General features: G+C 39.7%; 21 protein-coding genes and 1 tRNA gene. 21 read left to right on the top strand and 1 reads right to left on the bottom strand.

The features are described from left to right. Nucleotides 1–25 precede the first annotated feature (25 nt). From B2O97_RS14500 to B2O97_RS14430, 15 genes are all read left to right on the top strand, one after another. Nucleotides 26–685: a heme exporter protein CcmB gene (locus tag B2O97_RS14500; protein WP_046672334.1), complete on the top strand. Its 660-nt coding sequence runs from the start codon at nt 26–28 to the stop codon at nt 683–685. A 37-nt stretch (nt 686–722) separates the two neighbouring features. Further along, nucleotides 723–1,385 (top strand): cytochrome c biogenesis protein, encoded by a 663-nt coding sequence (gene ccsA / locus B2O97_RS14495; protein ID WP_046672333.1) that lies wholly within the window; start codon nt 723–725, stop codon nt 1,383–1,385. Nucleotides 1,386–1,532: 147 nt separating this feature from the next. Next, nucleotides 1,533–1,742 carry a CcmD family protein gene (locus B2O97_RS14490; protein ID WP_046672332.1) on the top strand — a complete coding sequence of 70 codons (210 nt, stop codon included), beginning with the start codon at nt 1,533–1,535 and terminating at the stop codon, nt 1,740–1,742. A 20-nt stretch (nt 1,743–1,762) separates the two neighbouring features. Continuing rightward, the gene (locus tag B2O97_RS14485; protein ID WP_070563329.1) at nt 1,763–2,746 is read left to right on the top strand and encodes a DUF6427 family protein; all 984 of its coding nucleotides are present in this window, start codon (nt 1,763–1,765) and stop codon (nt 2,744–2,746) included. 175 nt (nt 2,747–2,921) lie between these two features. Then, nucleotides 2,922–4,247: a membrane protein gene (locus B2O97_RS14480; protein WP_046672330.1), complete on the top strand. Its 1,326-nt coding sequence runs from the start codon at nt 2,922–2,924 to the stop codon at nt 4,245–4,247. Nucleotides 4,248–4,255: 8 nt separating this feature from the next. Further along, nucleotides 4,256–4,885, top strand: a complete 630-nt coding sequence (gene lptC / locus B2O97_RS14475) for an LPS export ABC transporter periplasmic protein LptC (protein ID WP_070563326.1) — start codon at nt 4,256–4,258, stop codon at nt 4,883–4,885. Between the two features lie 293 nt (nt 4,886–5,178). After that, nucleotides 5,179–7,284 carry a peptidylprolyl isomerase gene (locus tag B2O97_RS14470; protein ID WP_286767612.1) on the top strand — a complete coding sequence of 702 codons (2,106 nt, stop codon included), beginning with the start codon at nt 5,179–5,181 and terminating at the stop codon, nt 7,282–7,284. Nucleotides 7,285–7,346: 62 nt separating this feature from the next. After that, a complete protein-coding gene (locus B2O97_RS14465) occupies nt 7,347–7,868 on the top strand; it encodes a DUF2480 family protein (RefSeq protein ID WP_286767611.1) in 522 nt (173 codons plus the stop codon). 117 nt (nt 7,869–7,985) lie between these two features. Continuing rightward, entirely contained in the window at nt 7,986–8,771 is a 786-nt protein-coding gene (locus B2O97_RS14460) for a DUF3108 domain-containing protein (protein ID WP_070563318.1), read from the top strand. Between the two features lie 5 nt (nt 8,772–8,776). Continuing rightward, a complete protein-coding gene (locus B2O97_RS14455) occupies nt 8,777–9,340 on the top strand; it encodes a DUF3109 family protein (RefSeq protein ID WP_070563316.1) in 564 nt (187 codons plus the stop codon). 50 nt (nt 9,341–9,390) lie between these two features. Continuing rightward, entirely contained in the window at nt 9,391–10,362 is a 972-nt protein-coding gene (locus tag B2O97_RS14450; RefSeq protein ID WP_070563314.1) for a polyprenyl synthetase family protein, read from the top strand. Nucleotide 10,363: 1 nt separating this feature from the next. Continuing rightward, the gene (locus B2O97_RS14445; RefSeq protein ID WP_115047120.1) at nt 10,364–11,416 is read left to right on the top strand and encodes a TerC family protein; all 1,053 of its coding nucleotides are present in this window, start codon (nt 10,364–10,366) and stop codon (nt 11,414–11,416) included. Between the two features lie 267 nt (nt 11,417–11,683). Continuing rightward, nucleotides 11,684–12,871: an aminopeptidase C gene (locus B2O97_RS14440; protein ID WP_286752243.1), complete on the top strand. Its 1,188-nt coding sequence runs from the start codon at nt 11,684–11,686 to the stop codon at nt 12,869–12,871. Nucleotides 12,872–12,982: 111 nt separating this feature from the next. Next, nucleotides 12,983–14,221, top strand: coding sequence for a thioredoxin family protein (locus B2O97_RS14435; protein WP_070563305.1), 1,239 nt, complete (start codon nt 12,983–12,985; stop codon nt 14,219–14,221). Nucleotides 14,222–14,274: 53 nt separating this feature from the next. Then, on the top strand, nt 14,275–15,513 hold the full coding sequence (locus tag B2O97_RS14430; protein WP_286767610.1) for a thioredoxin family protein: 1,239 nt from the start codon (nt 14,275–14,277) through the stop codon (nt 15,511–15,513). Between the two features lie 111 nt (nt 15,514–15,624). Here B2O97_RS14430 and B2O97_RS14425 read toward each other — a convergent pair whose 3' ends face one another. Then, nucleotides 15,625–17,748 carry a prolyl oligopeptidase family serine peptidase gene (locus B2O97_RS14425; RefSeq protein WP_286767609.1) on the bottom strand — a complete coding sequence of 708 codons (2,124 nt, stop codon included), beginning with the start codon at nt 17,746–17,748 and terminating at the stop codon, nt 15,625–15,627. A gap of 321 nt (nt 17,749–18,069) precedes the next feature. Here B2O97_RS14425 and B2O97_RS14420 point away from each other — a divergent pair, with 321 nt between their 5' ends. From B2O97_RS14420 to B2O97_RS14395, 6 genes are all read left to right on the top strand, one after another. Beyond that, nucleotides 18,070–20,238 carry a M1 family aminopeptidase gene (locus tag B2O97_RS14420; RefSeq protein ID WP_286767608.1) on the top strand — a complete coding sequence of 723 codons (2,169 nt, stop codon included), beginning with the start codon at nt 18,070–18,072 and terminating at the stop codon, nt 20,236–20,238. Between the two features lie 59 nt (nt 20,239–20,297). Beyond that, complete coding sequence (locus B2O97_RS14415) at nt 20,298–21,053, top strand: UDP-2,3-diacylglucosamine diphosphatase (RefSeq protein ID WP_070563293.1); 756 nt, start codon at nt 20,298–20,300, stop codon at nt 21,051–21,053. Next, nucleotides 21,035–21,625 carry a Crp/Fnr family transcriptional regulator gene (locus B2O97_RS14410; protein WP_286767607.1) on the top strand — a complete coding sequence of 197 codons (591 nt, stop codon included), beginning with the start codon at nt 21,035–21,037 and terminating at the stop codon, nt 21,623–21,625. Before B2O97_RS14415 ends, B2O97_RS14410 begins: the two co-directional genes overlap by 19 nt. A 66-nt stretch (nt 21,626–21,691) precedes the next feature. Further along, on the top strand, nt 21,692–22,021 hold the full coding sequence (locus tag B2O97_RS14405; protein ID WP_070563291.1) for a DMT family transporter: 330 nt from the start codon (nt 21,692–21,694) through the stop codon (nt 22,019–22,021). A gap of 98 nt (nt 22,022–22,119) precedes the next feature. After that, nucleotides 22,120–23,193: a peptide chain release factor 1 gene (prfA, locus tag B2O97_RS14400; RefSeq protein WP_070563288.1), complete on the top strand. Its 1,074-nt coding sequence runs from the start codon at nt 22,120–22,122 to the stop codon at nt 23,191–23,193. Nucleotides 23,194–23,267: 74 nt separating this feature from the next. Next, a tRNA-Asp gene (locus B2O97_RS14395) sits at nt 23,268–23,341 on the top strand. The last annotated feature ends 75 nt before the right edge of the window (nt 23,342–23,416 follow it).

Below are 23,416 nucleotides of genomic sequence, written 5' to 3'. Positions count from 1 at the left end.
AAATACATTTGTATCTTTGCTGCATATGACTTTGCTGCAACAGGTAAAAACTTTAATTCTTAAAGACATCATTCTGGAATGGCGTTCAAAATATGCTATTAACGGAATTCTACTATATGTCGTATCAACTGTTTTCGTCTGCTATCAAGCGTTCAAATCAGTTGATACGGCTACATGGAATGCATTATTTTGGATCATTATGCTCTTCGCTTCGATCAATGCAATCAACAAAAGCTTCGTCCAAGAAAACCCAAACCGGCAACTTTACTACTATTCACTGGTTGATCCCAGAGCGATCATTTTAGCGAAAGTCATTTACAATATGATGATGATGACCCTGCTGGCGATCATTGCATATTTTGTCTATTCGACGATATTCAGAAACCCTGTCGGTGATCCAACACTTTACTTCATTTCGGTCATCTTAGGCAGCATCAGTTTCGCCACAGTCTTTACCATGATCTCCGGGATCAGCTCCAAAGCGGGCAACAACAGCACCTTAATGGCCATCTTGAGTTTCCCCGCCATCATCCCACTGTTAATCGTATTAATCAAGCTATCCCGCAATGCAATAGAAGGCCTGGAAAGGGCTTCCAGCAGCAAAGAAATAATCGTATTACTTGCAATTAATGTAATCACCATCACTATTTCTTTATTGTTATTTCCGTACCTTTGGCGAGATTAAGTGTCAGAATTGAGAACAAACTAAATTCAATTTATCCATGAGAAAAAAATGGTGGAAAATATTAGCGGTAATGATTATCTGTGCGGTCATTATCAATGGTCTTTTGGGACCTGTTCCCCGCCTATTCATCCTTCACGAAAGCATACGCAACGTTTATTTTCATGTCCCAATGTGGTCGGCTATGTTCGTTATGTACCTGGTTTCTGTTATTTATAGTATCAAATACCTCAATACGGGCAAACAGGAGTATGATTTAATGGCCATTGAAGCCGTTAATACCGGAATAACATTTTGTTTTCTTGGACTTGCAACAGGTATGCTTTGGGCAAACATCACCTGGGGAGAGCCTTGGCCAAACGACCCGAAGCTTAATGGCTCTGCCATAGCAACACTGATGTATCTAGCCTATTTGGTGCTCCGCAATGCGCTGGAAGAAGAACAAAAAAGAGCCAAAATATCGGCTGTGTACAATATCTTTGCATTTCCGATTATCATCGTGTTACTTTATATTCTACCAAAGATGACAGACTCTCTTCACCCTGGAAGTGGAGGAAACGCAGCCTTTGGCGATTTAAAAATGAGCAGCGAGCTACGCCCTACATTTTATGCCGCGATGATCGGCTGGCCAATGATTGCAGCTTGGATTTGTTCACTTCGCTATAGAGTACGCCTGCTCGAAAAGAAAGACTTGAACGCATAATATTGAACGGCTAATACCGTACTTTATTTCTAAAATAAAGAAATCCGGTAAAACCCAATCAGTAAAAAACAGAATATTACATAAATCAAATAGCGTGTATCGAATCATACATAACAATGAAAACGACACGAATAATATTTTAAACAAATGAAAAAAATAACATTGTCAATCGCCTTACTACTCTTATCAACTTTGAGCACATTTGCACAGGATGATGTCGAGATGGCGACTGGATTACGTAGCGAAGGTAAGATCTACGTTGTTGTATTGGTCATGTTGGTCATTTTTCTGGGTTTGGCTTTCTTCCTTTTCTTGCTCGATCGCCGTATCAGCAAATTGGAAAAAAAGAATAAATAGCATTTTATTGATTGCATACGATGATTATAAGTCAGTTTAGAAATTATTCACCCATCAATATTTTATTTCTATCCATCGTGGGTTTTGTTTTATGCTTAGGCATATTTCTTCACCTTCCGGACAAACTTGATTCTGTAATCTTTGAGCCTGCCTTGGGGAATCTTTTGGGAGAAAATAACTTAATCAACCTCTCTCCTTCGACCAATGTTTTTATCACACTGATCCTGACGATTTCTCAGGCAACGATACTCAATCGCATCACAAGCCATTTTAACCTGCTGGGTAAACCCAGTTTCTTGGTTGCTTTGATGTACATGACACTGGCCAGCCTGTTTTTACCATTTTTGGTACTTTCACCCACACTGATCTGTAATTTCATTTCGATATGGATGTTAAGCAAATTGCTCTCCCTCTATCGGCAGACAGATGTTAAAGCCGAAATGTTTGATCTCGGTATGATTGTAGGGATAGGAAGTCTGATCTACTTCCCTTTTCTGAGTATGTTCGCCTTACTATGGATAGGCCTACTCATTTTTAGGCCATTCAACTGGCGCGAGTGGATTACACCTTTACTTGGCCTAGCAACGGTCTATTTCATCTTAGCGGTTATCTACCTTTGGATGGGTAAAATGGAGCAGTTTTATACCATTTGGCTACCGTTTACCTACAAATTCCCTACTGCTATTCGCATTCAGTTAGTCGATTATCTGGTACTCGTCCCAGTAATCTTTACGTTAATACTCTTCCTCTTGGTATTGAAAGACAATTTTTTCAAAAGTGTCGTGCATATTCGCAAGTCATTTCAACTGTTGTTTTTTATGTTATGCCTTGCGATAGTTTCTTTTTACTGGAATAAAAAACTAACGGAGGCCCATTTTTTACTTTGTGCCCCCTCCATCGCTATTTATATGGCTTATTATTTCACTTATGCCAAAAAGAAATGGTTTTTTGAAGTTGTATATGCCATCATAACACTGACCATAATCTACTTTCAGTTTTTCTAAACGACTGTACAATAAGTGTTTAACCTTTTTTAACAAAATCGGCTTAACAAGCTCGCAAAAATTGAATAGTTTTGTATGCGATTAAAAGCAAAGAACATTTAATATAAGAGTCAGATAACTCGAAAATTTCACTAAAACTAAATAAACATTAGTTTCTCAATTTTATAGATTGACCATGCAGAAACGCTTTACAAGCTCTCTAAGAAATAAATCACTCCAACTGTTGTTAGCAGGTGGAATTTTAGCTAGTTCTACTACCGCATTTGCACAAAAAACGACATCCGCATCACCTTATTCTCAATTTGGACTTGGTCAGATGCGTGAAGATTTATTGCCACAATATAGAGGGATGGGAGGTGTCAATACCGCTGTCCGGAGAATCAATGGCGTGTATAATACCAACCCAAGCAACCCTGCATCTTATTCTGCTACACAGTTTACGACCTTTGATGCTGGTTTATACGGGAACTACACGCAGTTAAATTCGACAACAAGATCGGATAATACCGCTGACTTTGCCTTTAGCCACATCACCATGACATTCCCAATGAAACGATTTGGTGGTATCAGCTTGGGTATCCTTCCCTATTCAGATATAGGCTATCGGACATCTTCAACGGGAACAGTCAATTCTGATCCCTATACGAAAGTTTTTACGGGCGAAGGTGGTTTAACTAAAGCCTATGCAGGTTGGGGGGTACGCATTGTAAAAGGTCTGAGTATTGGTGCCAATATGTCTTATCTATTTGGAACCCTAAATGATTATAGCCGTGTAGAGTTTTTGCCTTCATCCGGAGCATTAAATACACAACAACAAAATAAGCGCGAAATCCAAGGGATTATCTTTGATTATGGTCTGCAATACGAACAACCTTTAAATAGAGAATACTCGTTGATCGTTGGTTATTCAGGGTCGCTCAATAATGATATCAAAGAAAGAGCAACAATTTTTAATACACGGGTTACACCTTCAACGGATCCAGACAACCAAAATATCCCGTTGGATAGCACCTATGTTTCGGACCGTAGCAGCAGGCATTTGACGCTTCCGTTGCGACATAATGTAGGTATTACCCTTGCACGTAACAACCGATGGTTAATCGGGGCCGATTTTAAATATGCCGATTGGTCAAGATTTCAGACCAGAGCGGGTGAAAACGAACTACGGAAGAATTATGGCGTAGCGATTGGTGGTCAGATTACACCAGATGTTACTTCGCTTAAATATCTGAACCAAGTAGACTATAGAGTTGGTTTCAGGTATAATAAAACACAATATTTCTTAAGCGACCAGAATATCAACGATATGGCGGTTACTGTAGGTGTGGGACTGCCGTTGGCAAGAAATCAATTTTCAGGAGCTTTCTCTAAAATAAACTTCTCTGCAGAATTTGGCCAAATGGGCAAAATCAGCAACAGTCTCCTACGTGAACGCTATATTAACTTTAATATCGGCTTTACCCTCAATGACCGCTGGTTTAGAAAACCGCCTTTAGATTAATTAATACGATGGTACGCAAGACATTTGCTTCATCCATATTCCAAAATATATCGCCCCTAGTAATCTTATTTTTACTAGGGGCGCTCTCATTGACCTCTTGCGAACCGGATCTAAAAGAGGTAGACCGCATTGCCAATATGAAAAAGGAAGAGGCGGTCGACATTTCGCGTCATGTCGATATTATTTATAGCGATTCCACACGGGTAAAAGCGAATCTTACAGCCCCTGAAATGCGTATCAAACACGATAGCACCGAAGTATACGAATTTCCAAAAAGCATAAAAATCATCTTTTACGACGACAATTTAAAGGAAACTCAGCGAATTACTTCCGACCATGCTATTCGGCGGGAAAAAGAAAAGACCACCGTATTTACCAAAAATGTGGTGGTTACTATGGCTGACGGTTCTGTCATCAAAACAGAAGAGATCATCTATGACGAAAGTAAAGCCGATAGCAACAGCAACATGACCTTTTATAATCATGTTCCCATTACGGCATTCTTTCGGGATAATCGCGGTAACTTACAAGGTTCATCATTTACTTCGGACAAGGATTTTAAACACGTCAATATAGCCAATGCAACTGGTTATACGGTGATCACCAACAACAGTCTCTTCCCTTCCTTAGGTAAATAACTATTTGCAGGCCATAAACCAGATTCAGGTTTAGCTTAACAGCAGGTATAGATCCGAGACAATACCTCCAGGCAGTTTATTTATACGATTAAGTTGTTCAAAACGAATCATTTGAACTAAAAGAGCACAAAAAACTCCACTTTATACAAATAGTTTTCAAATTTGTTTTGTTACATTCAGGAAAATATTCCGTTTTTTTTTATAAAAATTGTATCTTGCACCGCATTTTGCTATGCTATGCATAAATTAACGAAATACAAGTATTTACACAATATAAACACAATAAGCAGACTATGGGATTAATGGGCTTTTTGCGTAACAAAGCTGGTGTCATCTTGACCGCAGCTATGGCTATCGCAATTTTAGCATTTTTACTAGGCGATGTCGTTCGAGGGGGAGCTCCTTTTTGGGCGAGACATCAAAATCGTGTAGGGGAAGTCAACGGAACTGAAATTGAATATCCTGAGTTCAGTAAGCAAGTTGAACAAACAGAGGAAATGTTCAAACAACAAATGGGCGGTGCAGTGACCCCTCAAATGCGGACCTACGCTGTTCAACAAGTATGGAATCAATTTTTATCAAGAGAAATCTTGAAAAAGGAAATTGAAAAAATCGGTTTGACTGTCGGTAAAGACGAATTAAATGATTTAGTGCAAGGTAACAACCCTTCACCTCAAATCGTTCAAGCGTTTACCAACCCACAAACAGGACAATTTGACCCGAGTCAACTGCGTGCTTTTATCACCCAAATGAACACATCAGGTAACCAACAAGTGGCTGAACAATGGGAGGAACTACTGAAAGGCGTTAGAGATGAGCGTTTAAGCAGCAAATATGGCGAATTGCTTTCTAATAGCGTATATGTTACTTCTTTGGAAGCAAACGAAGAATACCAAGAGCGTAATAAACTAGCAGACTTCAAATACATTCTTTTGGATTACGCTTCTGTTAAGGATGCTGATGCCAAATTGACTGATGCAGATTACCAAGAATATTATAATGAGCATAAAAGTATGTTCAAAACACAAGAGGAAACACGTGCGATCCAATACGTAATGGTGGATGCAAAACCTCTTGCAAAAGATTCATTGGCCGTAAAAGAGACGATCAATAAATTGAAACAAGATTTAATCGTTGCTAAAGATGACTCTTTATTTGCTTCGATCAATTCAGACAACAAATTTCCGTTTACTTATGTGAAAAAAGGACAGTTGAGTCCTTCATTGGATTCCGTTGTCTTCAATGTTGCGGCCGGAACAACTGTGGGACCTTTCTTAAACAACAATGCGTATGAAATTGCAAAAGTTGTTTCGACGATCGTAAGCCCTGACTCTGTGAAAGCATCACACATACTATTGGATCCTGCTGCCGAAGGTGGAATGGATAAAGCATTGGCGAAAGCAGATTCGATCAAAGGATTGATTCAAAAAGGAGACAATTTTGCGGCATTGGCGGTTCAATTCAGCAAAGATCCAGAGAGCAAAACCAACGGTGGCGAGCTGGGTACTTTAACAAGAGGCCGTATGGCTCCAGATCTTGAGACAGCCATCTTCGAAAGTAAAACAGGCGATATCAAAGTTGTAAAATCACAATATGGTGTCCATGTCATTAAAATTGAAAAACAATCAGGAAGTTCAAAATATGCAAAAGTTGCTATCATTGACAAAGTGATCAACAGCGGAAAAGAAACGTTGAACAATGCACATAGCAAAGCAACAGCATTCTTATCTGCAGCTACAGCACAGAACTTTGCTCAAGAAGCGAAAAAAATTGGTCTGGAAGCAAAAACAGCCTCACGCGTAACAGCGATGGACAATGTATTAGGTGGCGCCGAAGCTCCACGTGATTTAATCAAATGGGCTTTCGAAGCTAAAAAAGGCGATATTTCAGATAAAGTTTTCGAAACTGAAACCTCTTATATCTTAGCAAACTTGGTCGACATACAGCCTAAAGGAACTCTTTCCTTGGATGCTGTTAAGAAAGATATCGAACCTGCAGTAAGAAATATGGTTAAAGCTAGAATCTTGAAAGATAAATTTGACAAGGCTTTAGCAGGTACATCTTCTATTGATCAAGTAGCACAAAAAGTTGGTAAAGCAGCTATTCACGTTGAAAATGTTGTCTTCGCAAATCCAGTTATTCCTGGTGTTGCATTAGAAAACAAAGTGGTTGGTACTGTTTTTGGGCTACAGCCAAACAAACCTTCCAAAGCGATTGAAGGCAATACCGGTGTATATGTTGTACAAGTAAATGGTTTTACCAATCCTGCCGCGATTTCGGATATCAACGGACAAAAGAAACAAATGCTTGCAGCTAAAGCACAACGCGCTTGGGGATCTATTTTCCGCGCTTTACAAGACAAAGCTGAAATCATTGACAATAGAGTGAAATTCTTTTAAAAGATTTTTAAGTAAATTTGTAGCCGGACGAATTATCGTCCGGCTTTTTTTTTGATGTAAATATGGATATTCAAACAGATATTGTCAACAAAGTTGCGCAAAGTGGGTTAGTCACAGTTGACCTGGCCAACTACCATCCTAAAGCAGACAATGTAGTCTATGATATTAAGGATAATCTCTTCCATGGCTTGATTCTTAAAGAAAAGGATTTCCGAGAATTCATTAAGACACACGACTGGTCGCAATACGAAGGTAAACATGTCGCAATTACGTGTACTGCCGATGCTATTGTTCCGACCTGGGCTTATATGTTATTAGCCAACAAATTGGAACCCTATGCGAAGACAGTTATTTTTGGGGATTCAGAGGAGTTGTTGCGTATGCAGTATGCTGCGGCAATCGAACAGATTGACATGGAACAATTTCGAGATCAACGTGTGGTTGTGAAAGGTTGTGGTGATATTTTTATTCCGGAGTCTACCTTTGTGCAGTTTACGGTAAAATTGAGTAAGGTAGCAAAGAGTATTATGTATGGTGAACCCTGTTCTACGGTCCCCGTATTTAAGCGGACACAGCCTAAATAACTCAGCTCAACATAAGTATATGTCATCGTCCATGAAGGTCTCATTAACTCCAAAAGTTAAATTTATTTGAATGAAATTAACATTTCTTTTTCAAACAAATTTCGTAAACTTACGTACATGAAACTTATATCGACTTTGCTCCTTTACTTATCCGTTATCGTAAGTACTGCTTTCGCTCAAGATTTACCGCATTTAAAAGAATCGGCATTTAAAGGTGGCGAGAAATTAAAATATAAACTCCGTTATGGCTTTATTTCAGCCGCAACAGGGACATTAACCGTTGAGGATACCAAGGATGGAGCCGGAAACCCTTCCTTTCATCTATACGCTGCCGGCAAAACAGCTGGCGCCTTTGCCATATATACGGTGAGAAATGAATACAACTCGTATATCAATAGCAAGACATTTTTACCGTATTACTATACGGAAAACATTCGTGAAGGAGGATATAGACGGAACGATAAGGTGCGCTTCAACCAGGAGACAAATAGTGTTGTAGGCAACAAGGGGACTTTCAATTCGAAGGTAGATCAGACTTTCGACTTGCTTTCTTCCTATTATTTCGCCCGAAATCTAGATCTGTCGACTGTTAAACCAGGAGAATCTTTTAAGCTGACTTATTTTTTGAATGATGAGATTGCCACCTTAGGCATACAATATATTGGAATAGAAAAAATAAAAACGGAATTAGGCACTTTAGAATGTCTCAAATTCAGTCCTGAGATTAAACCAGGACGTATCTTTAAAAAAAATAGCAAGCTTTATCTGTGGGTAACCAATGATGGCAACCGTATTCCGGTCAAAGCCAATGTAGATATTCTAATCGGTTCGGTAACACTGGAATTACTCGAAGCCAGTGGATTAAAATACAAATTGGGACAGAAAGCAAGCTACTCAAAATAATTAGAATGATTGAAGTAGGAAATGTATTGGTGCACGAAGATCTAATCAACAATGACTTTGTGTGTAATTTATCAAAATGTAAAGGAATTTGTTGTATTGAAGGCGATTCAGGCGCACCTTTATTGGAGAGTGAAAAGGCTATATTGGAGGAGATTTATCCCAAAGTAAAGCCCTATATGACCGAGAAAGGTATTGAAGCGATTGAAGAGCAAGGGAAGTATGTTGTCGATATTGATGGCGATCTAACGACCACTTGTGTTGATGGGAATAAAGAATGTGCCTATGTGACCTGGGAAAATGGCATTACAAAATGCGCTATCGAAAAAGCTTACGAACTTGGCGAGGTGCATTGGCGAAAACCCGTTTCGTGTCACCTCTATCCTATCAGGACAACACATTACCCCGAATTCGACGTACTTCACTATGACCGTTGGCATATCTGTAAAGATGCATGCTCATTTGGTAAAGAATTACAGGTCCCTGTATTTAAATTTTTAAAGGATCCTCTCATCCGAACCTATGGTGAGGAATGGTACAAAAATCTTGAGAAAGCAGTCGAAGAGTTGTAACAAAATCACTATCTTTAAGCTTTAACTATTTTGGTATTTCACCCCAATTCATGTCAAAATTAAGAGAGATCCAACGTCCTATTGCCCATGAACTTGAGGCTTTTGAAAAAAAATTCAAAGCTTCAATGAAAAGCTCCGTCCCCTTGTTGGATCGCATTACACAATACCTGATCAAACGTAAAGGCAAACAAATGCGGCCCATGTTTGTGTTCTTTTCTGCTGGGATATGCAACGGAATCAATGAATCCACCTACAGAGGAGCTGCTCTCGTAGAATTGCTGCATACCGCATCACTCGTACATGATGATGTGGTAGACAACTCCTACGAACGCAGAGGTTTTTTTTCCATCAATGCTTTGTGGAAAAATAAAATTGCTGTTTTGGTGGGTGATTTTCTGCTGTCAAGGGGCCTGCTCCTTTCTGTAAAACATCAGGATTATCACTTACTAAAAATTGTATCGGAAGCTGTTGATCAGATGAGCGAAGGTGAATTGCTTCAAATCGAAAAGGCCCGTAAACTGGATATCGAAGAGTCTATTTATTTTGAGGTCATTCGAAAGAAAACAGCTTCGCTGATTGCCTCTTGCTGTGCCTGTGGATCGGCTTCTTCGAATGCAGATCAGGAGACAATCGACAAGCTCCATCAATTTGGTGAAAAGATCGGAATTGCATTTCAAATCAAGGACGATTTATTCGACTTTGGTTTAGATGACGTTGGCAAACCACTCGGCAATGACATCAAAGAGAAGAAAATGACCTTACCGTTAATCTATGCCTTGAATCAAGTGACTTCAAGTGAAAAGCGAAGGATCATTAATTTGATTAAAAACCATAATGAAGACACACACAAAGTGGCTGAAGTCATCGACTTTGTCCGCCAGAGTGGTGGGCTCGAATACGCTACAAATAAGATGCTGGAATACCAACAAGATGCTTTCCGGATCTTGGAAGACTTTCCCGACAGTGAATACAAATCGGGGTTGGAGCAACTGGTAAAATATACAACAGAAAGAAAAAAATAAAATGAGTCACGAATTAATGTTTTTTGGCGGATTCCTCATCTTTATTGCACTTATGCTAGCAATAGATCTAGGCTTATTCTCCAAAGGCGACAAACCTGTTAGCCTAAAGATGGCTAGCATCATGAGCGCCATCTGGGTCTTATTCTCCTTGGGTTTCTATTGGCTTCTCCGTCACTATGGATTTGAATTGCACAATATCCATGACTTGGACCACCTTCAAGAAATCATTACCAAACACCACCACGATATTAAAATCATTCCCGGTGATTTAGCGGCGAGTCTCGAGCTCTACAACAAAAACCTTGGTCTGGAATATATCACCGGTTACGTTGTGGAATATGCCCTATCCGTAGATAATATCTTTGTGATGGTATTATTATTTACTTCTTTTGGCATTCCGGAGCGCTATTACCATAAAGTTTTGGTGTGGGGAATTTTGGGCGCAATCATTATGCGTTTCTTGTTTATTTTCCTTGGCGCAACCCTTATTGCTAAATTCGGCTGGATCCTCTATGTTTTTGGCGCTTTCTTGGTCTTTACAGGGGTCAAAATGTTTATCAACCGTAACCAGGACGAAGAAGTGGATCCACAGAATCACCCGGTCGTTAAATTTGCTTCCCGATACTTTAAGGTAACCCCCAAATTAGATGGTGGACACTTCTTCCATGTAGAGAACGGCGTGAAATATATGACACCGCTATTTCTTGTACTGCTGGTCATAGAATTTACGGATTTGATTTTTGCTGTGGATTCTATCCCTGCAATTTTCTCGGTTACCAAAGATCCCTATGTTGTATTTTTCTCCAATATTTTTGCAATACTTGGATTGCGGTCGATGTTCTTCCTTTTGGTCAATATCATCCACAAATTCCAATACCTCAAAGTAGGTTTAGCATTTTTGCTGGTCTTCATTGGTTTAAAAATGCTGCTGCATCATTGGTTGGCCGAAGTAGGTTTTACAACAACGCATTCGTTGATCGTTATTGTCGGCATACTTGCATTGAGTATCATTGCTTCGCTGCTTTTTCCTAAAAAAGCTGAACCGACTGATTAAACGACTATTGAAAGCGTACCGACGGTCATTATTCGGCGATAAACTCCGGTAATCTGCGCGAAATTACAAACGATACAGAACACCATGGTCAGAAAGAAATTTCTGACCATTTTTATGTGATATTATGCTTTATGCATATCCTATTCTCCAGCAAAAGATTGCAGAAAAACAGCAGATTTTTAAGAACAATTATTTTACAGAGGAATTTACCTTACTAAATTTTATTTATTTAATTTAGCACCACACTAAATTAACAAAATACTAACAATGAATTGGAATAAAACGATTGTACTAGCTGCTTCACTTTTCGCAGCTTCATTCCAAGTACAAGCACAAGACAATTTGATCAATGCGCTAAAAGCAAATCAAAATGACAATAGCAAATCTGGATTTACATTTACTGAAGTTATCAATCTGGGTAACACATCCATCAAAAACCAAGGTTCATCTGGTACCTGTTGGTCTTATTCAGGTAATTCTTTCCTGGAGTCAGAAATGATCCGTATGGGTAAAAAACCAGTGGAGATCTCACAAATCTATACCGCGCGCAACACGTATTTAGATAAAGCACGCACGTATGTACGCCTTCATGGCGGATTGTCATTGGGTGAAGGTGGTCAATTCCATGATGTGTTGAACTCTTTCCGTAAATATGGTACAATGCCGCAATCGGCTTACACAGGTCTTCACTACGGTACTACACGTAACAACTTTGGTGAAATGACCAATATGTTGGATGCGATGTTAGGGGCAGTAGTAAAGGGTAAAACGTTAACGCCAAACTGGGAAAAAGCGTATACCGCTGCGATGGATTCTTATCTTGGGGAAGTACCTGAGAAATTTGACTATAACGGTAAATCCTATACACCGCGCACCTTTGCAGATCAGGTAATCGGTATCAATCCGGATGATTACGTGGGTATTGCTTCGGTAACTGACCACCCATACTACAGCCAATTCGTATTGTTGATTCCAGACAACTGGTCATTCGACCGTTTCTATAATGTTAAGATGAACGATTTAACGGACATTATTGACAACGCTTTACAAAAAGGTTATACGGTAGCTTGGGCTACTGACGTATCAGAAAAAGGTTTCTCTTGGAAAAACGGTGTAGCTTATGTACCAGAAAAACCTTTCGAGGAAATGACAGATCAAGAAAAGTCCACAATGTTTGTTGGTCCTAAACCAGAGTTAAAAGTAACACCGGAAGAAAGACAAAAAGCTTTCGACAACTGGCAAACTACAGATGACCACGGTATGCATATCGTAGGTCTTGTAAAAGATCAAAACGGAAAAGAGTATTACATCGTTAAAAACTCTTGGGGTACAACAAATGACTACCATGGTTATTTGTATGCATCAAAAGAATTTGTACGATATAAAACAACTTCTTTGATGTTACATAAAGACGGTCTAACAAAAGATTTAAAATCGAAGATAAATATCAAATAAGCGATTTATCAGTCCACGAAAACACCTCTGAAATTAATACTTCAGAGGTGTTTTTGTTTTCAGATTAATTTAATAACTTAAACATAATTATGAATCTTTTGTTGAGTGAGTATGAGAAGTATAATCGCGTTATGCCTTACAATTTTATTCGGGAATTTGGCTCAAGCCCAGACTAAGGGAGTGAAATTTGTAGAAGGGTTGAGTTGGAAGCAGATAAAGGAACGGGCACAAGCTGAGAACAAGTTTATCTTCGTAGAGCTATTTGCAACCTGGTGTGGCCCATGCCAATATATGAGCAATGAGATCTTTCCCCTAGAGCAGGTGGGGCAGCCAATCAATCAGAACTTCATTAGTGTAAAAGTGCAAATGGATTCGACAGAGTCCGACAATGCCAATGTCAAAAAATGGTATGCCGATGCGCGTGCTATTTCCAATGAATACAATATTCAATCCTTTCCCACATTTCTTATCTTTAATCCCGATGGGCAGGCGGTACACCGGATTGTCGGTGCAAGTGATGCTCCCGAATTTGTCGGACATGTGATGGATGGACTAAATCCCGAAACACAGTATTACACGCTGTTAAAAAAATTCGAGAAAAGACCCCAAGATATTTATACGGCCAAGCAGATGCTGAAAGCAGCAAATATCGCTTACGATGAAAATACTGCACGAAAGGCAGAAAATACCTTAGCGAATTCATTGGGTACGGATGAGTTATTCAAAAAAGAAAATGTCCATATTTTATTGGCAGCTGCCAAATTCACCAATTCAAAAGCTTTTAATCTTATTCGCAACAATAAAGAGAAAATCGATATTCTATTAGAGTCACCAGGTATTGCCAACCGCACCCTGGCTAATGTTGTCGTCAACGAATTATTTCAGATTAAGATTGATGCCAAACATGAACCCAACTGGGATAGTTATCAGAATGAACTCGCTGCAAAATATCCAGACATCGATTTCATCCCGATGTTCAAGAAAATAAAAGCACACTATTACCTTCAGGTGAAGAATTACGTCGCCATGAAGAATACCATCAATGATTACCTTTCGTCAGAAGATTTTACCCCACACCAATTAAATACCTTTGCCTGGACTATTTTTAATAATAGCAGTGATACTGCATGTATTGAATCCGCGTTAAGCTGGAGCAAGAAATCCATCCTTGAGGATCCAAGCAGTGCATTTTTGGATACCTATGCAAATCTGCTCTATAAGAAAGGAGAAAAAGAAAAAGCCATAAAGTGGCAAAACAAAGCGATCGAAATGGCCAGTGAGGACGATCGTCCTATCTATCAAGAAACACTGGACAAAATGATGAAAGGAATAAAAACTTGGGAAAACTAAACCTATCCCGACCAATACGAACGATTAAATTAAAAATCCAAAATACCAACATTATGAAAAAATTGATTTTAATGCTATTTCTAATTCCAACCCTCCTATTTGCGCAGAGCGAAGGGGTCAAATTTGAGCATGGGCTCAATTGGAGTCAGATTAAAGAAAAAGCGGCTAAAGAAAACAAATTCATTTTTGTAGACTGTTTTACAACCTGGTGTGGCCCCTGTAAATATATGTCGAGTACCATCTTCCCACAAGCCAAAGTAGGCGATTTTTTCAATGCTAAATTTGTCAATGCAAAAATTCAGATGGATAAAACTAAGAATGACAATGAAGATGTAAAATCATGGTACGAAGAGGCCGATCGTTTTGCCAAAGAATATAAAGTTAGAGCCTACCCAACTTTTCTGATCTTTGACTCAAAAGGTACCCTTGTGCATCGTATCGTAGGTGGTGGTGAAGCGGACGATTTTATAGCGAAAACACAAAAATCACTTGATCCAAATACACAATATGAAACACTATTGGCAAAATTCAATGCCGACCCAACAAATGTAAACATCGCCAAAAGTATGGCTATAGCTGCCAAAGAAGCTTATGATCAAGAGACACAAGCAAAAGCGGAAGGAGTCGTATTAGCGTCCTTGTCTACGGATCAAATCTTTACAAAGGAGAATGTTAGTTTATTACTTTCAGCGGCGAATGTTGTCGATTCTAAGGCTTTTAATTTAATCAAAGACAATCCTGCTAAATTTGATGTCGTTAGTGAAAAAGTGAAAGCAAATGACTTCCTCTCCCAACTGTTGGTTAGTAATGCAGTAAACACCAAAATTCGTGCAAAGGAAACAGTTGATTTTACGAGCATAGAAAAAGAATTGGCGCAAAAATATCCGACTGTGAATACAGAGAAAGCAAGTCTCGAAATGCAACCACGTTATTATGGTTATACCAAAAATTACCCTGGTTTAAGAGATAGCTTCAATAAATACATTGCAAAATATGGTTCAACCATTACCGCTGCAGAACTAAACAACATGGCGTGGTCCATTTTTGAAAACTGCAATGACCCAGCGTGCCTAAAAGCAGCAGCTGAATGGAGCAAATTATCCAACGAAAAAGAAAAAGATGCACCCATGTATTTAGACACTTTTGCAAACATATTATATCGCCTCGGAGAAAAAGAAAAAGCAATTAAAACGCAAGAAAAAGCGATCTCACTCATTACCGATGCTACTCAAAAAGAAGAATATGTAGCAACATTACAAAAAATGAAAAAGGGTGAAAAGACCTGGCAATAAGAAGATATTCGAATAGTCAATGAATAAAAAAAGCCGCAATCAAATTATTGATCGCGGCTTTTTTATGGAGAACAAGACAGACAATATGTTGAGTCTTTGACTGCTGTCCGCTTATTTTAATTCTTTAATACCCATATTCCAAAGGGCAAAAGCATATTTATCAACTGTACTATTGATCAGGACTTCTGTTGACCTTCCCGCACCGTGACCAGCTTTTGTCTCAATACGAATCAATACAGGATTATCACAAGCTTGTTTTGCCTGTAGTTCGGAAGCAAACTTATAGGAGTGCGCCGGTACCACCCGATCATCATGATCTCCCGTAAAGACCATCGTCGCTGGGTAACAAACTCCAGTTTTCACATTGTGCACCGGAGAATATGCTTTCAGATAGTCAAACATTTCTTTGCTATCATTGACTGTACCATAATCATAGGACCAACCTGCACCAGCTGTGAAGGTATGATAACGCAACATGTCCAAAACACCGACCTCGGGAAGTGCGACCTTGGCTACTTTGGGATCTATTGTCATTGTTGCCCCCACGAGCAAACCACCATTGGATCCCCCCGATAAAGCGGTGTACTCGGGTGATGTATAACCATTCTCCTGAAGATAATGTGCGGCGGCAATAAAATCATTAAACACATTCAACTTATTGAACTGTCTGCCGCCATCATGCCATTTCTGACCATATTCGCCGCCCCCACGTAAATTCGGAACAGCATAAACACCGCCATTTGCCAACCACACCGCAACGGAAGTACTAAAGGCAGGTGTCAAGCTGATATTAAAGCCGCCATAACCATACACAATCGTCGGGTTTTTCCCATTCAAGACAATCCCCTTTTTGTACGTAATAATCATCGGAACCTTTGTACCATCTTTGGATGTGTAGAAAACCTGTTTCGATTCATACTGATCGGAATCAAACTTCACCTTAGGTTTGATATAAAGTGCAGACTGACCAGAATTCACGTCAAACTTATAACTTGAAGAAGGCGTAATGTAATTTGAAAAACCAAAATAGATTTCTTTTTCCTTTTTCTTGCCCGAAAAACCACTCGCTGTGCCTACACCTGGCAATTCTATTTGCCGAATCTTTTTACCGGTATAATCATATTGAATCACCACTGAAACCGCATCTTTCAAATAATTTGCAAAAAGATAACCACCTCCGGTGCTGATCGAAAGCACATTTTCAGTTTCTGGAATAACATCTTTCCAGTTCTCCTTTGCAGGATTCTTCAAATCAACTCTTACCAAACGGTTGTTGGCAGCCTTGTAGTTTGTCTCCAATAAGAAACTATCCCCAATATTGTCAACGACACTTGTATTGGCATCAAAATGATCTTGTAGGCAGACAATCTTGCTATTCGGTTGCTGGAGATCCTGATAATAAAGTTCATTTCCTGTTGTCGTATTTGCAGCTGAAATAATCAGGTAACGTTGATCGTCTGTTAATGAAGCACCGACATAACGTCTCGGTGTTGCAGCACCGCCAAAAACCAATTTATCTGTAGACTGAGCTGTTTTAAGTTTATGGTAGTATAATTTATGTTGGTCTGTTTTTTCAGAAAGTTCAGATCCTTTTGGCTTATCGTAACTCGAGTAATAAAAACCATCGTTTCCTTTCCAAGCAATACCAGAGAATTTGACATCTACTAATGTTTCTCCCACAGGCGCCTTATCTTTGGCATTCAGTACAATGACTTTCCGCCAGTCCGATCCCCCTTCAGAAATAGAATAGGCGACTAAGCTCCCATCCTTTGAAAACGAAACATCGGCCAATGAAGTCGACCCATCTTTCGAGAACGTATTTGGGTCCAAGAAAACTTCTTCTGCTCCTCCCTCCCCTAGTTTACGGTAGAGGACAGCATGTTGCTGCAAGCCATTATTCTTAAAAAAATAAGTGTACTCGCCTTCCTTAAACGGGGTTCCTATTTTTTCATAATTCCATATTTCGGTTAATTGATCTTTTAATTTTGTACGGAATGGAATAGCATTCAAGTAGTCAAAAGTCACTTTATTCTCTGCCTGTACCCAGCTTTTTGTTTCAGCTGAACGATCATCTTCCAACCAGCGGTAAGGATCGGCTATCTTTTCACCCCAAAATTCATCCACGACGGTTCCTTTATTTGTCGTCGGATATGTCAACTGTTGTCCATAACCAGTCGTCGCTGTACCTGCCATACCTATCATCATTAGGATAAGACCAAAATTCTTATTTATCATAAAACCTTATACTTGTTTCAACCAATCTAAGTTTTATTCACTTAGCATTTGAAAATTCAATTTGAGTTGAATATAAACAAATTTATCGACCTCTTACCTACCTTAGGCAGTTTTTTCTCTTCCTCGAATAATAACTAAAAAGCCTAGATTCATCACTTCCCGCTTGTCCTTTACGTTAGCATCCAAACTACCTAAATCAAAGCGAATAAATAAACAAAACATGGGCCGCTCATAGTAGCATTAGACACATTTCTGCAGCGTATATTTTTATCACAACCGAAATTTCTTTAGATTTATTTAAATCTTGAAAATACTATAACCATGTTTAAAAAAGTCATATACCTTTCTTTGTCGATTTCCATTCTTCAAATCGGAATAAGCGAAGCACAACAATTACCTATAGATCAGCAATATCGAGCCACCCCTACCAAGATCAACGATCTTGTCCACACCAAACTCGATGTACGTTTTGACTATACAAACCAATTTCTGAATGGCAAAGAATGGGTCACTTTACAACCCTATTTCTACCCAACAGACTCCCTCCGCCTTGACGCAAAAGGCATGGATATTAAACAGGTATCTTTGGTCAATGGCACACAAATGATTCCCTTGAAATATACCTATGATGATCACTCTCTACTGATTAAGCTCGACCGGAATTACCTTGCAAAGGAGCAATATACAGTATACATCGATTATACCGCAAAGCCCAATTTATTGAAGGCGCAGGGCAGTGCAGCAATCAACGATGCTAAGGGGCTTTATTTTATCAATCCAGATGAACGCACACCCAACAAACCTCGTCAAATATGGACACAGGGCGAGACTGAAGCATCATCAGCCTGGTTCCCGACAATTGATCGCCCCAACCAAAAGACGACGGCTGAAATCTCCATGACCGTTCTTGACAATTACGTCAGTTTATCGAACGGTGCATTGAGCAATCAACAGAAAAATAGTGATGGTACACGTACAGATACCTGGAAAATGGATTTACCACATGCCCCATATCTATTTATGATGGCCGTTGGTGATTTTAAAATCTATCAGGACAAATACAACAATATCCCCGTTGACTACTACCTTGAACCGAAGTATGCACCCTATGCCAAAGATATCTTCGGAAAGACACCGGCCATGATGGATTTTTACAGCAAGACTCTAGGCGTTCCTTACCCTTGGAATAAGTATGCACAGATTGTCTGTCGCGATTATGTCTCAGGCGCCATGGAAAATACAAGTGCAACCCTACATGGTGAACATGTACAAAAGACAAAACGCGAATTGTTGGACGATAATCAGGAGGGAACGATTGCCCATGAACTGTTTCACCAGTGGTTTGGCGATTTGGTAACAGCAGAATCTTGGTCCAATTTGACCATGAATGAATCTTTCGCTACTTTCGGCGAGGTTATCTGGCGTGAGCACGATGGTGGTAAAGATCGTGGCGATAAATCTAGATTTGAAAAACTCCAGTCTTATCTCAAATCGACAAAAAATGGAAAAAGTCCGACTTTAGCCCGTTATTATTATCATGATAAAGAAGATATGTTTGATAATATCAGCTATGCAAAAGGTTCATTGATTCTCTATGCTTTAAAAGAACAAATGGGTGATGAAGCGTTCTATCAATCGCTGAAAAAATATTTGACAGACAATTCCTTTAAAACCGGCGAACCGCAACAGCTCCGTCTAGCGATGGAAGAGGTGACCGGAAAAGACTGGGCTCCGTACTTCAATCAATGGTATTACCAAGGTGGGCATCCAATTTTGAAAATCACGACAAGAAACGGAGAGAACAGTATCATCCTGAATGTAGCCCAAATTCAAGATTCAACCGTGCAGACATTCCAGCTTCCCTTAGCCGTCGATATCTATACGAAAAATGGGAAGATCAGACAGACCTTTCAACTCAACAAGCGGAATGCCCAATTTATGATTCCTTTACCTGCTGCTGTTGAATTTATTGATGTCGATCCCGAAAAAACACTCGTTGGTCAAATTCAAATCGATAAGTCAGATGCCGACTATCTGTATCAATATGAGCATGCACCTTCATTTGCTAACCGCGTCGGTGCGATTGCATACGCCTCAAAAAATCCGACAAATACCATCAGCCAGCAAATCTTAACAAAAGCATTGGCGGATACCGATGCGGATCTTGCTGCAACAGCAATTCAAGGGCTCGATTTAAGCAATCCCACGGTTCGCAAATCAACAGAAAAAACAATCTTGACACTTGCAGAGAAATCCGAAGCCTCTGTCATCCGCGCCTCTGCGATTCAAAAGCTCGCACAGACAAAAGATAAAAAATACAAAAGTCTAATTCTGAACGCTGTAAATGACAAATCTTATATGGTTATCGCAAGTTCAATCATGGCGATAAAAAGTGCTTATCCCGATCAACTTCAGCAGTCTTTGAAGCGCATTGATCCGGATGCCACGGAATATCTAAAGGCGCTCATCACCGAATTATCGAAATCATAGCAAATTATATTGTGGCGGCGAATTTTGTATTCGCCGCCATTTTTTTTAGTTTTGGCCACATGTCAACAAGAACAAAAATTTATTTTGCCTCCGACTTTCATCTTGGATCTTACCCCTTGGAACGTTCACGGGAAAGGGAGCTGCAAATTATACAGTGGCTGGACCAGATCAAAACAGATGCTGCACAGCTCTATCTTGTTGGTGATATTTTTGATTTCTGGTTTGAATATGCCACGGTTGTCCCGAAAGGCTATATCCGCTTTTTGGGTAAATTAGCCGAAATTTCGGATCTCGGCATTCCCATTACTTTATTTAAAGGAAACCACGATATGTGGATGTTTGACTACCTCAAAAAGGAATTAAATGTTCAGATCATCGACAATGAGCTGGAATTAAAACTCAACGGAAAACACTTTTATATTCACCACGGCGATGGATTAGGTTCGGGTGATTACAAATACAAGGTACTCAAGAAAGTATTTCGGAGCCGTCTCTGCCAATGGTTATTTGCGCGGTTGCACCCAAATTTTGGAATCGGAATCGCGACACGCTGGTCCAAACATAGTAGGCTTTCGAATAATGAGGACGAAAAGTTTTTGGGTGAAGACAAAGAATGGCTGATTGGCTATGCAAAGGAGCTGGAGTCAACCCAACATCACGACTATTATATCTTTGGCCATAGACATCTTCCCTATGATGTTGAACTCAACTCCAATAGCCGTATTCTAAATTTAGGGGAATGGATCAATTACCATACCTATGCAGTATGGGATGGTGAAACTTTACGTTTGGAAAAATGGGCGAGCAAATCCTAATTTCTTTATCCGATTGCCTGAACGGTTACCACTTTCTAACGCCTGAAAGTGCTGTAAAATTGGAGCAGGTCAGTAAGAAAATCACAGCGAAAAGAAATAGCCTGCTGATCGAACAGGACAAAATTCAAAAAAATCTCTATTTTCTGGCTTCCGGATTAGCCCGCGTTTACTACGAGACGGCCAACCGTCAGATTACCTTGGATTTCGTTTCACCCGGTGGAACGCTCATATCCATGAATAGTTATGTCCATGATACCCCGGGTTATGAAAACATAGACCTTTTGGAGGACAGTGTTGTTTATCAGATAGACCAAAAGCAACTTTTTGATCTCTACGAAAGTGATATTGCCATTGCCAACTGGGGAAGAAAGATGGCTGAACTTGAATTTATCAAGACCGAGCAACGAACCATGTCCAAGCTCTTTAATACTGCCCAAGAGCGCTATGCCGAGTTACTTCAAAAATACCCTCAATATATTCAACGGATCAAACTTGGTTACATCGCCTCCTATCTCGGTGTCAGTCAGGTTACCCTAAGCCGGATTCGCGCAAATATTCACACAAATTTTTAACATTTGTAAAAATTATTATCGCCCTAAAGCCGGATCTTTGTATCGAAACAAAAAATCAAAAAAGATATGAACTGGGTATTTTTAATATTGGGTGGATTATGTGAAATCGGCTTTACGACCTGCTTAGGTAAAGCCAAAGATGCGACCGGAAATGCGCAATGGCTCTGGTACGGTGCCTTTGTCGTATTCTTATTTGCAAGTATGGGCTTATTGATCAAAGCTACACAGACACTTCCCTTAGGCACAGCTTATGCTGTTTGGACCGGAATAGGTGCAGTAGGCACAGTTTTAATGGGGATCATCTTCTTTAAGGAGCCTGCAGATTTTTGGCGCATATTCTTTATTTTCACGCTGATTGCTTCCATCGTGGGACTAAAAGCAGTTTCCTCTCATTAATAGCAGGCTAGGTTGTTTAAAAGCAACAAAATTTCCTTACTTTTGTACACTCAATAGTAATCTAGGTCATACATTCCTAGAAGAAGCATTTTTGATATATGTTAGATAAATTACAAGCGATAAAAGAAAGATGGGAAGAAGTGGAAGCTGAATTGAGCAACCCTGATACCATGCAAGATATGAAACGTTTTGCCAAATTGAATAAAGAGTACAAAGATTTGGGCAAAATCGTGGATCAGTACCATATTTACAAAAATATGGTGAGTAATATTGATACCAATAAGGACATCATCATGAACGAGAAGGATCAAGAACTTCGTGAGATGGCTAAAGAGGAATTGGATCTTTTATACGTAGCAAAAGAAGAAAAAGAAGAAGAAATTCGCTTAATGTTGATTCCTAAGGATCCTGAAGATGCGAAAAATGCCATTATCGAAATTCGTGGTGGATCAGGTGGTGATGAAGCAGCCTTATTCGCTGGCGACCTTTACCGCATGTACACACGTTATTTCGAAACCAAAGGCTGGCGCAACGAAGTAATGGACGTTACCGAAGGAACTTCTGGCGGTTATAAGGAGGTGATCTTAAAAGTCATCGGTGAAGACGTTTACGGACAATTGAAATACGAATCAGGTGTACATCGTGTACAACGCGTTCCGGATACGGAGACACAGGGTCGTGTACATACTTCTGCAGCATCTGTTGCAGTTCTTCCTGAAGCTGAAGATGTCGATGTTGAGATCAATCCGGGTGATATTGAATTACAGACATCCCGTTCAGGTGGTGCTGGTGGACAGAACGTCAACAAGGTTGAAACAAAAGTGCAGTTGACGCATAAACCAAGTGGTATCGTTGTGGTTTGTCAGGTAGAACGTTCCCAATTAGCCAACCGTGAGTTAGCGATGGAGATGTTGCGGAACAAACTTTACGAGCTCGAGTTGAACAAAAAGAACGGCGACATCGCTGCAAAAAGAAAAACTTTGGTATCTACTGGAGACCGTTCGGCAAAAATTCGTACCTATAACTACCCACAAGGTCGCGTAACGGAGCACCGTATTGGAATGACGATGTACAACTTACCGGCAATTATGGACGGTGATATTCAAGGTATTATCGATGCATTGCAGTTTGCGGAGAATGCAGAGAAGATGAAAGACGGTCAAGTAGATTAGTTTTTTTTTCAAAAAATCTTTGCAGATACGTAAACAAACGCTATATTTGCACACCTTCTGAGGAGAAGGGTTGAGGTCTGGTAGTTCAGCTGGTTAGAATACATGCCTGTCACGCATGGGGTCGCGGGTTCGAGTCCCGTCCAGACCGCTTCAAAAGAGAGAGAAATCTCATACGTTCTTTAACAAATAAGTTTTTAAGATTTTTAGGTCTGGTAGTTCAGCT

This window comes from Sphingobacterium sp. UBA865, assembly GCF_002295765.1.
GTDB lineage: Bacteria > Bacteroidota > Bacteroidia > Sphingobacteriales > Sphingobacteriaceae > Sphingobacterium > Sphingobacterium multivorum.
Note: the sequence above shows the minus strand (reverse complement) of the source record. Positions and strands in the feature narration are given on the sequence as shown.

Excerpts from the sequence above, each read along its gene's own strand:
- prfA (WP_070563288.1), top strand. The coding sequence starts at position 22,120 with ATGTTAGATAAATTACAAGCGATAAAAGAAAGATGGGAAGAAGTGGAA.
- B2O97_RS14490 (WP_046672332.1), top strand. The coding sequence starts at position 1,533 with ATGAAAAAAATAACATTGTCAATCGCCTTACTACTCTTATCAACTTTG.
- B2O97_RS14425 (WP_286767609.1), bottom strand. The coding sequence starts at position 17,748 with ATGATAAATAAGAATTTTGGTCTTATCCTAATGATGATAGGTATGGCA.
- B2O97_RS14465 (WP_286767611.1), top strand. The coding sequence starts at position 7,347 with ATGGATATTCAAACAGATATTGTCAACAAAGTTGCGCAAAGTGGGTTA.
- B2O97_RS14435 (WP_070563305.1), top strand. The coding sequence starts at position 12,983 with ATGAGAAGTATAATCGCGTTATGCCTTACAATTTTATTCGGGAATTTG.
- B2O97_RS14485 (WP_070563329.1), top strand. The coding sequence starts at position 1,763 with ATGATTATAAGTCAGTTTAGAAATTATTCACCCATCAATATTTTATTT.
- B2O97_RS14410 (WP_286767607.1), top strand. The coding sequence starts at position 21,035 with ATGGGCGAGCAAATCCTAATTTCTTTATCCGATTGCCTGAACGGTTAC.
- B2O97_RS14405 (WP_070563291.1), top strand. The coding sequence starts at position 21,692 with ATGAACTGGGTATTTTTAATATTGGGTGGATTATGTGAAATCGGCTTT.
- B2O97_RS14415 (WP_070563293.1), top strand. The coding sequence starts at position 20,298 with ATGTCAACAAGAACAAAAATTTATTTTGCCTCCGACTTTCATCTTGGA.
- B2O97_RS14440 (WP_286752243.1), top strand. The coding sequence starts at position 11,684 with ATGAATTGGAATAAAACGATTGTACTAGCTGCTTCACTTTTCGCAGCT.
- B2O97_RS14500 (WP_046672334.1), top strand. The coding sequence starts at position 26 with ATGACTTTGCTGCAACAGGTAAAAACTTTAATTCTTAAAGACATCATT.
- B2O97_RS14460 (WP_070563318.1), top strand. The coding sequence starts at position 7,986 with ATGAAACTTATATCGACTTTGCTCCTTTACTTATCCGTTATCGTAAGT.
- ccsA (WP_046672333.1), top strand. The coding sequence starts at position 723 with ATGAGAAAAAAATGGTGGAAAATATTAGCGGTAATGATTATCTGTGCG.
- B2O97_RS14450 (WP_070563314.1), top strand. The coding sequence starts at position 9,391 with ATGTCAAAATTAAGAGAGATCCAACGTCCTATTGCCCATGAACTTGAG.
- lptC (WP_070563326.1), top strand. The coding sequence starts at position 4,256 with ATGGTACGCAAGACATTTGCTTCATCCATATTCCAAAATATATCGCCC.
- B2O97_RS14455 (WP_070563316.1), top strand. The coding sequence starts at position 8,777 with ATGATTGAAGTAGGAAATGTATTGGTGCACGAAGATCTAATCAACAAT.
- B2O97_RS14470 (WP_286767612.1), top strand. The coding sequence starts at position 5,179 with ATGGGATTAATGGGCTTTTTGCGTAACAAAGCTGGTGTCATCTTGACC.
- B2O97_RS14420 (WP_286767608.1), top strand. The coding sequence starts at position 18,070 with ATGTTTAAAAAAGTCATATACCTTTCTTTGTCGATTTCCATTCTTCAA.
- B2O97_RS14480 (WP_046672330.1), top strand. The coding sequence starts at position 2,922 with ATGCAGAAACGCTTTACAAGCTCTCTAAGAAATAAATCACTCCAACTG.
- B2O97_RS14430 (WP_286767610.1), top strand. The coding sequence starts at position 14,275 with ATGAAAAAATTGATTTTAATGCTATTTCTAATTCCAACCCTCCTATTT.
- B2O97_RS14445 (WP_115047120.1), top strand. The coding sequence starts at position 10,364 with ATGAGTCACGAATTAATGTTTTTTGGCGGATTCCTCATCTTTATTGCA.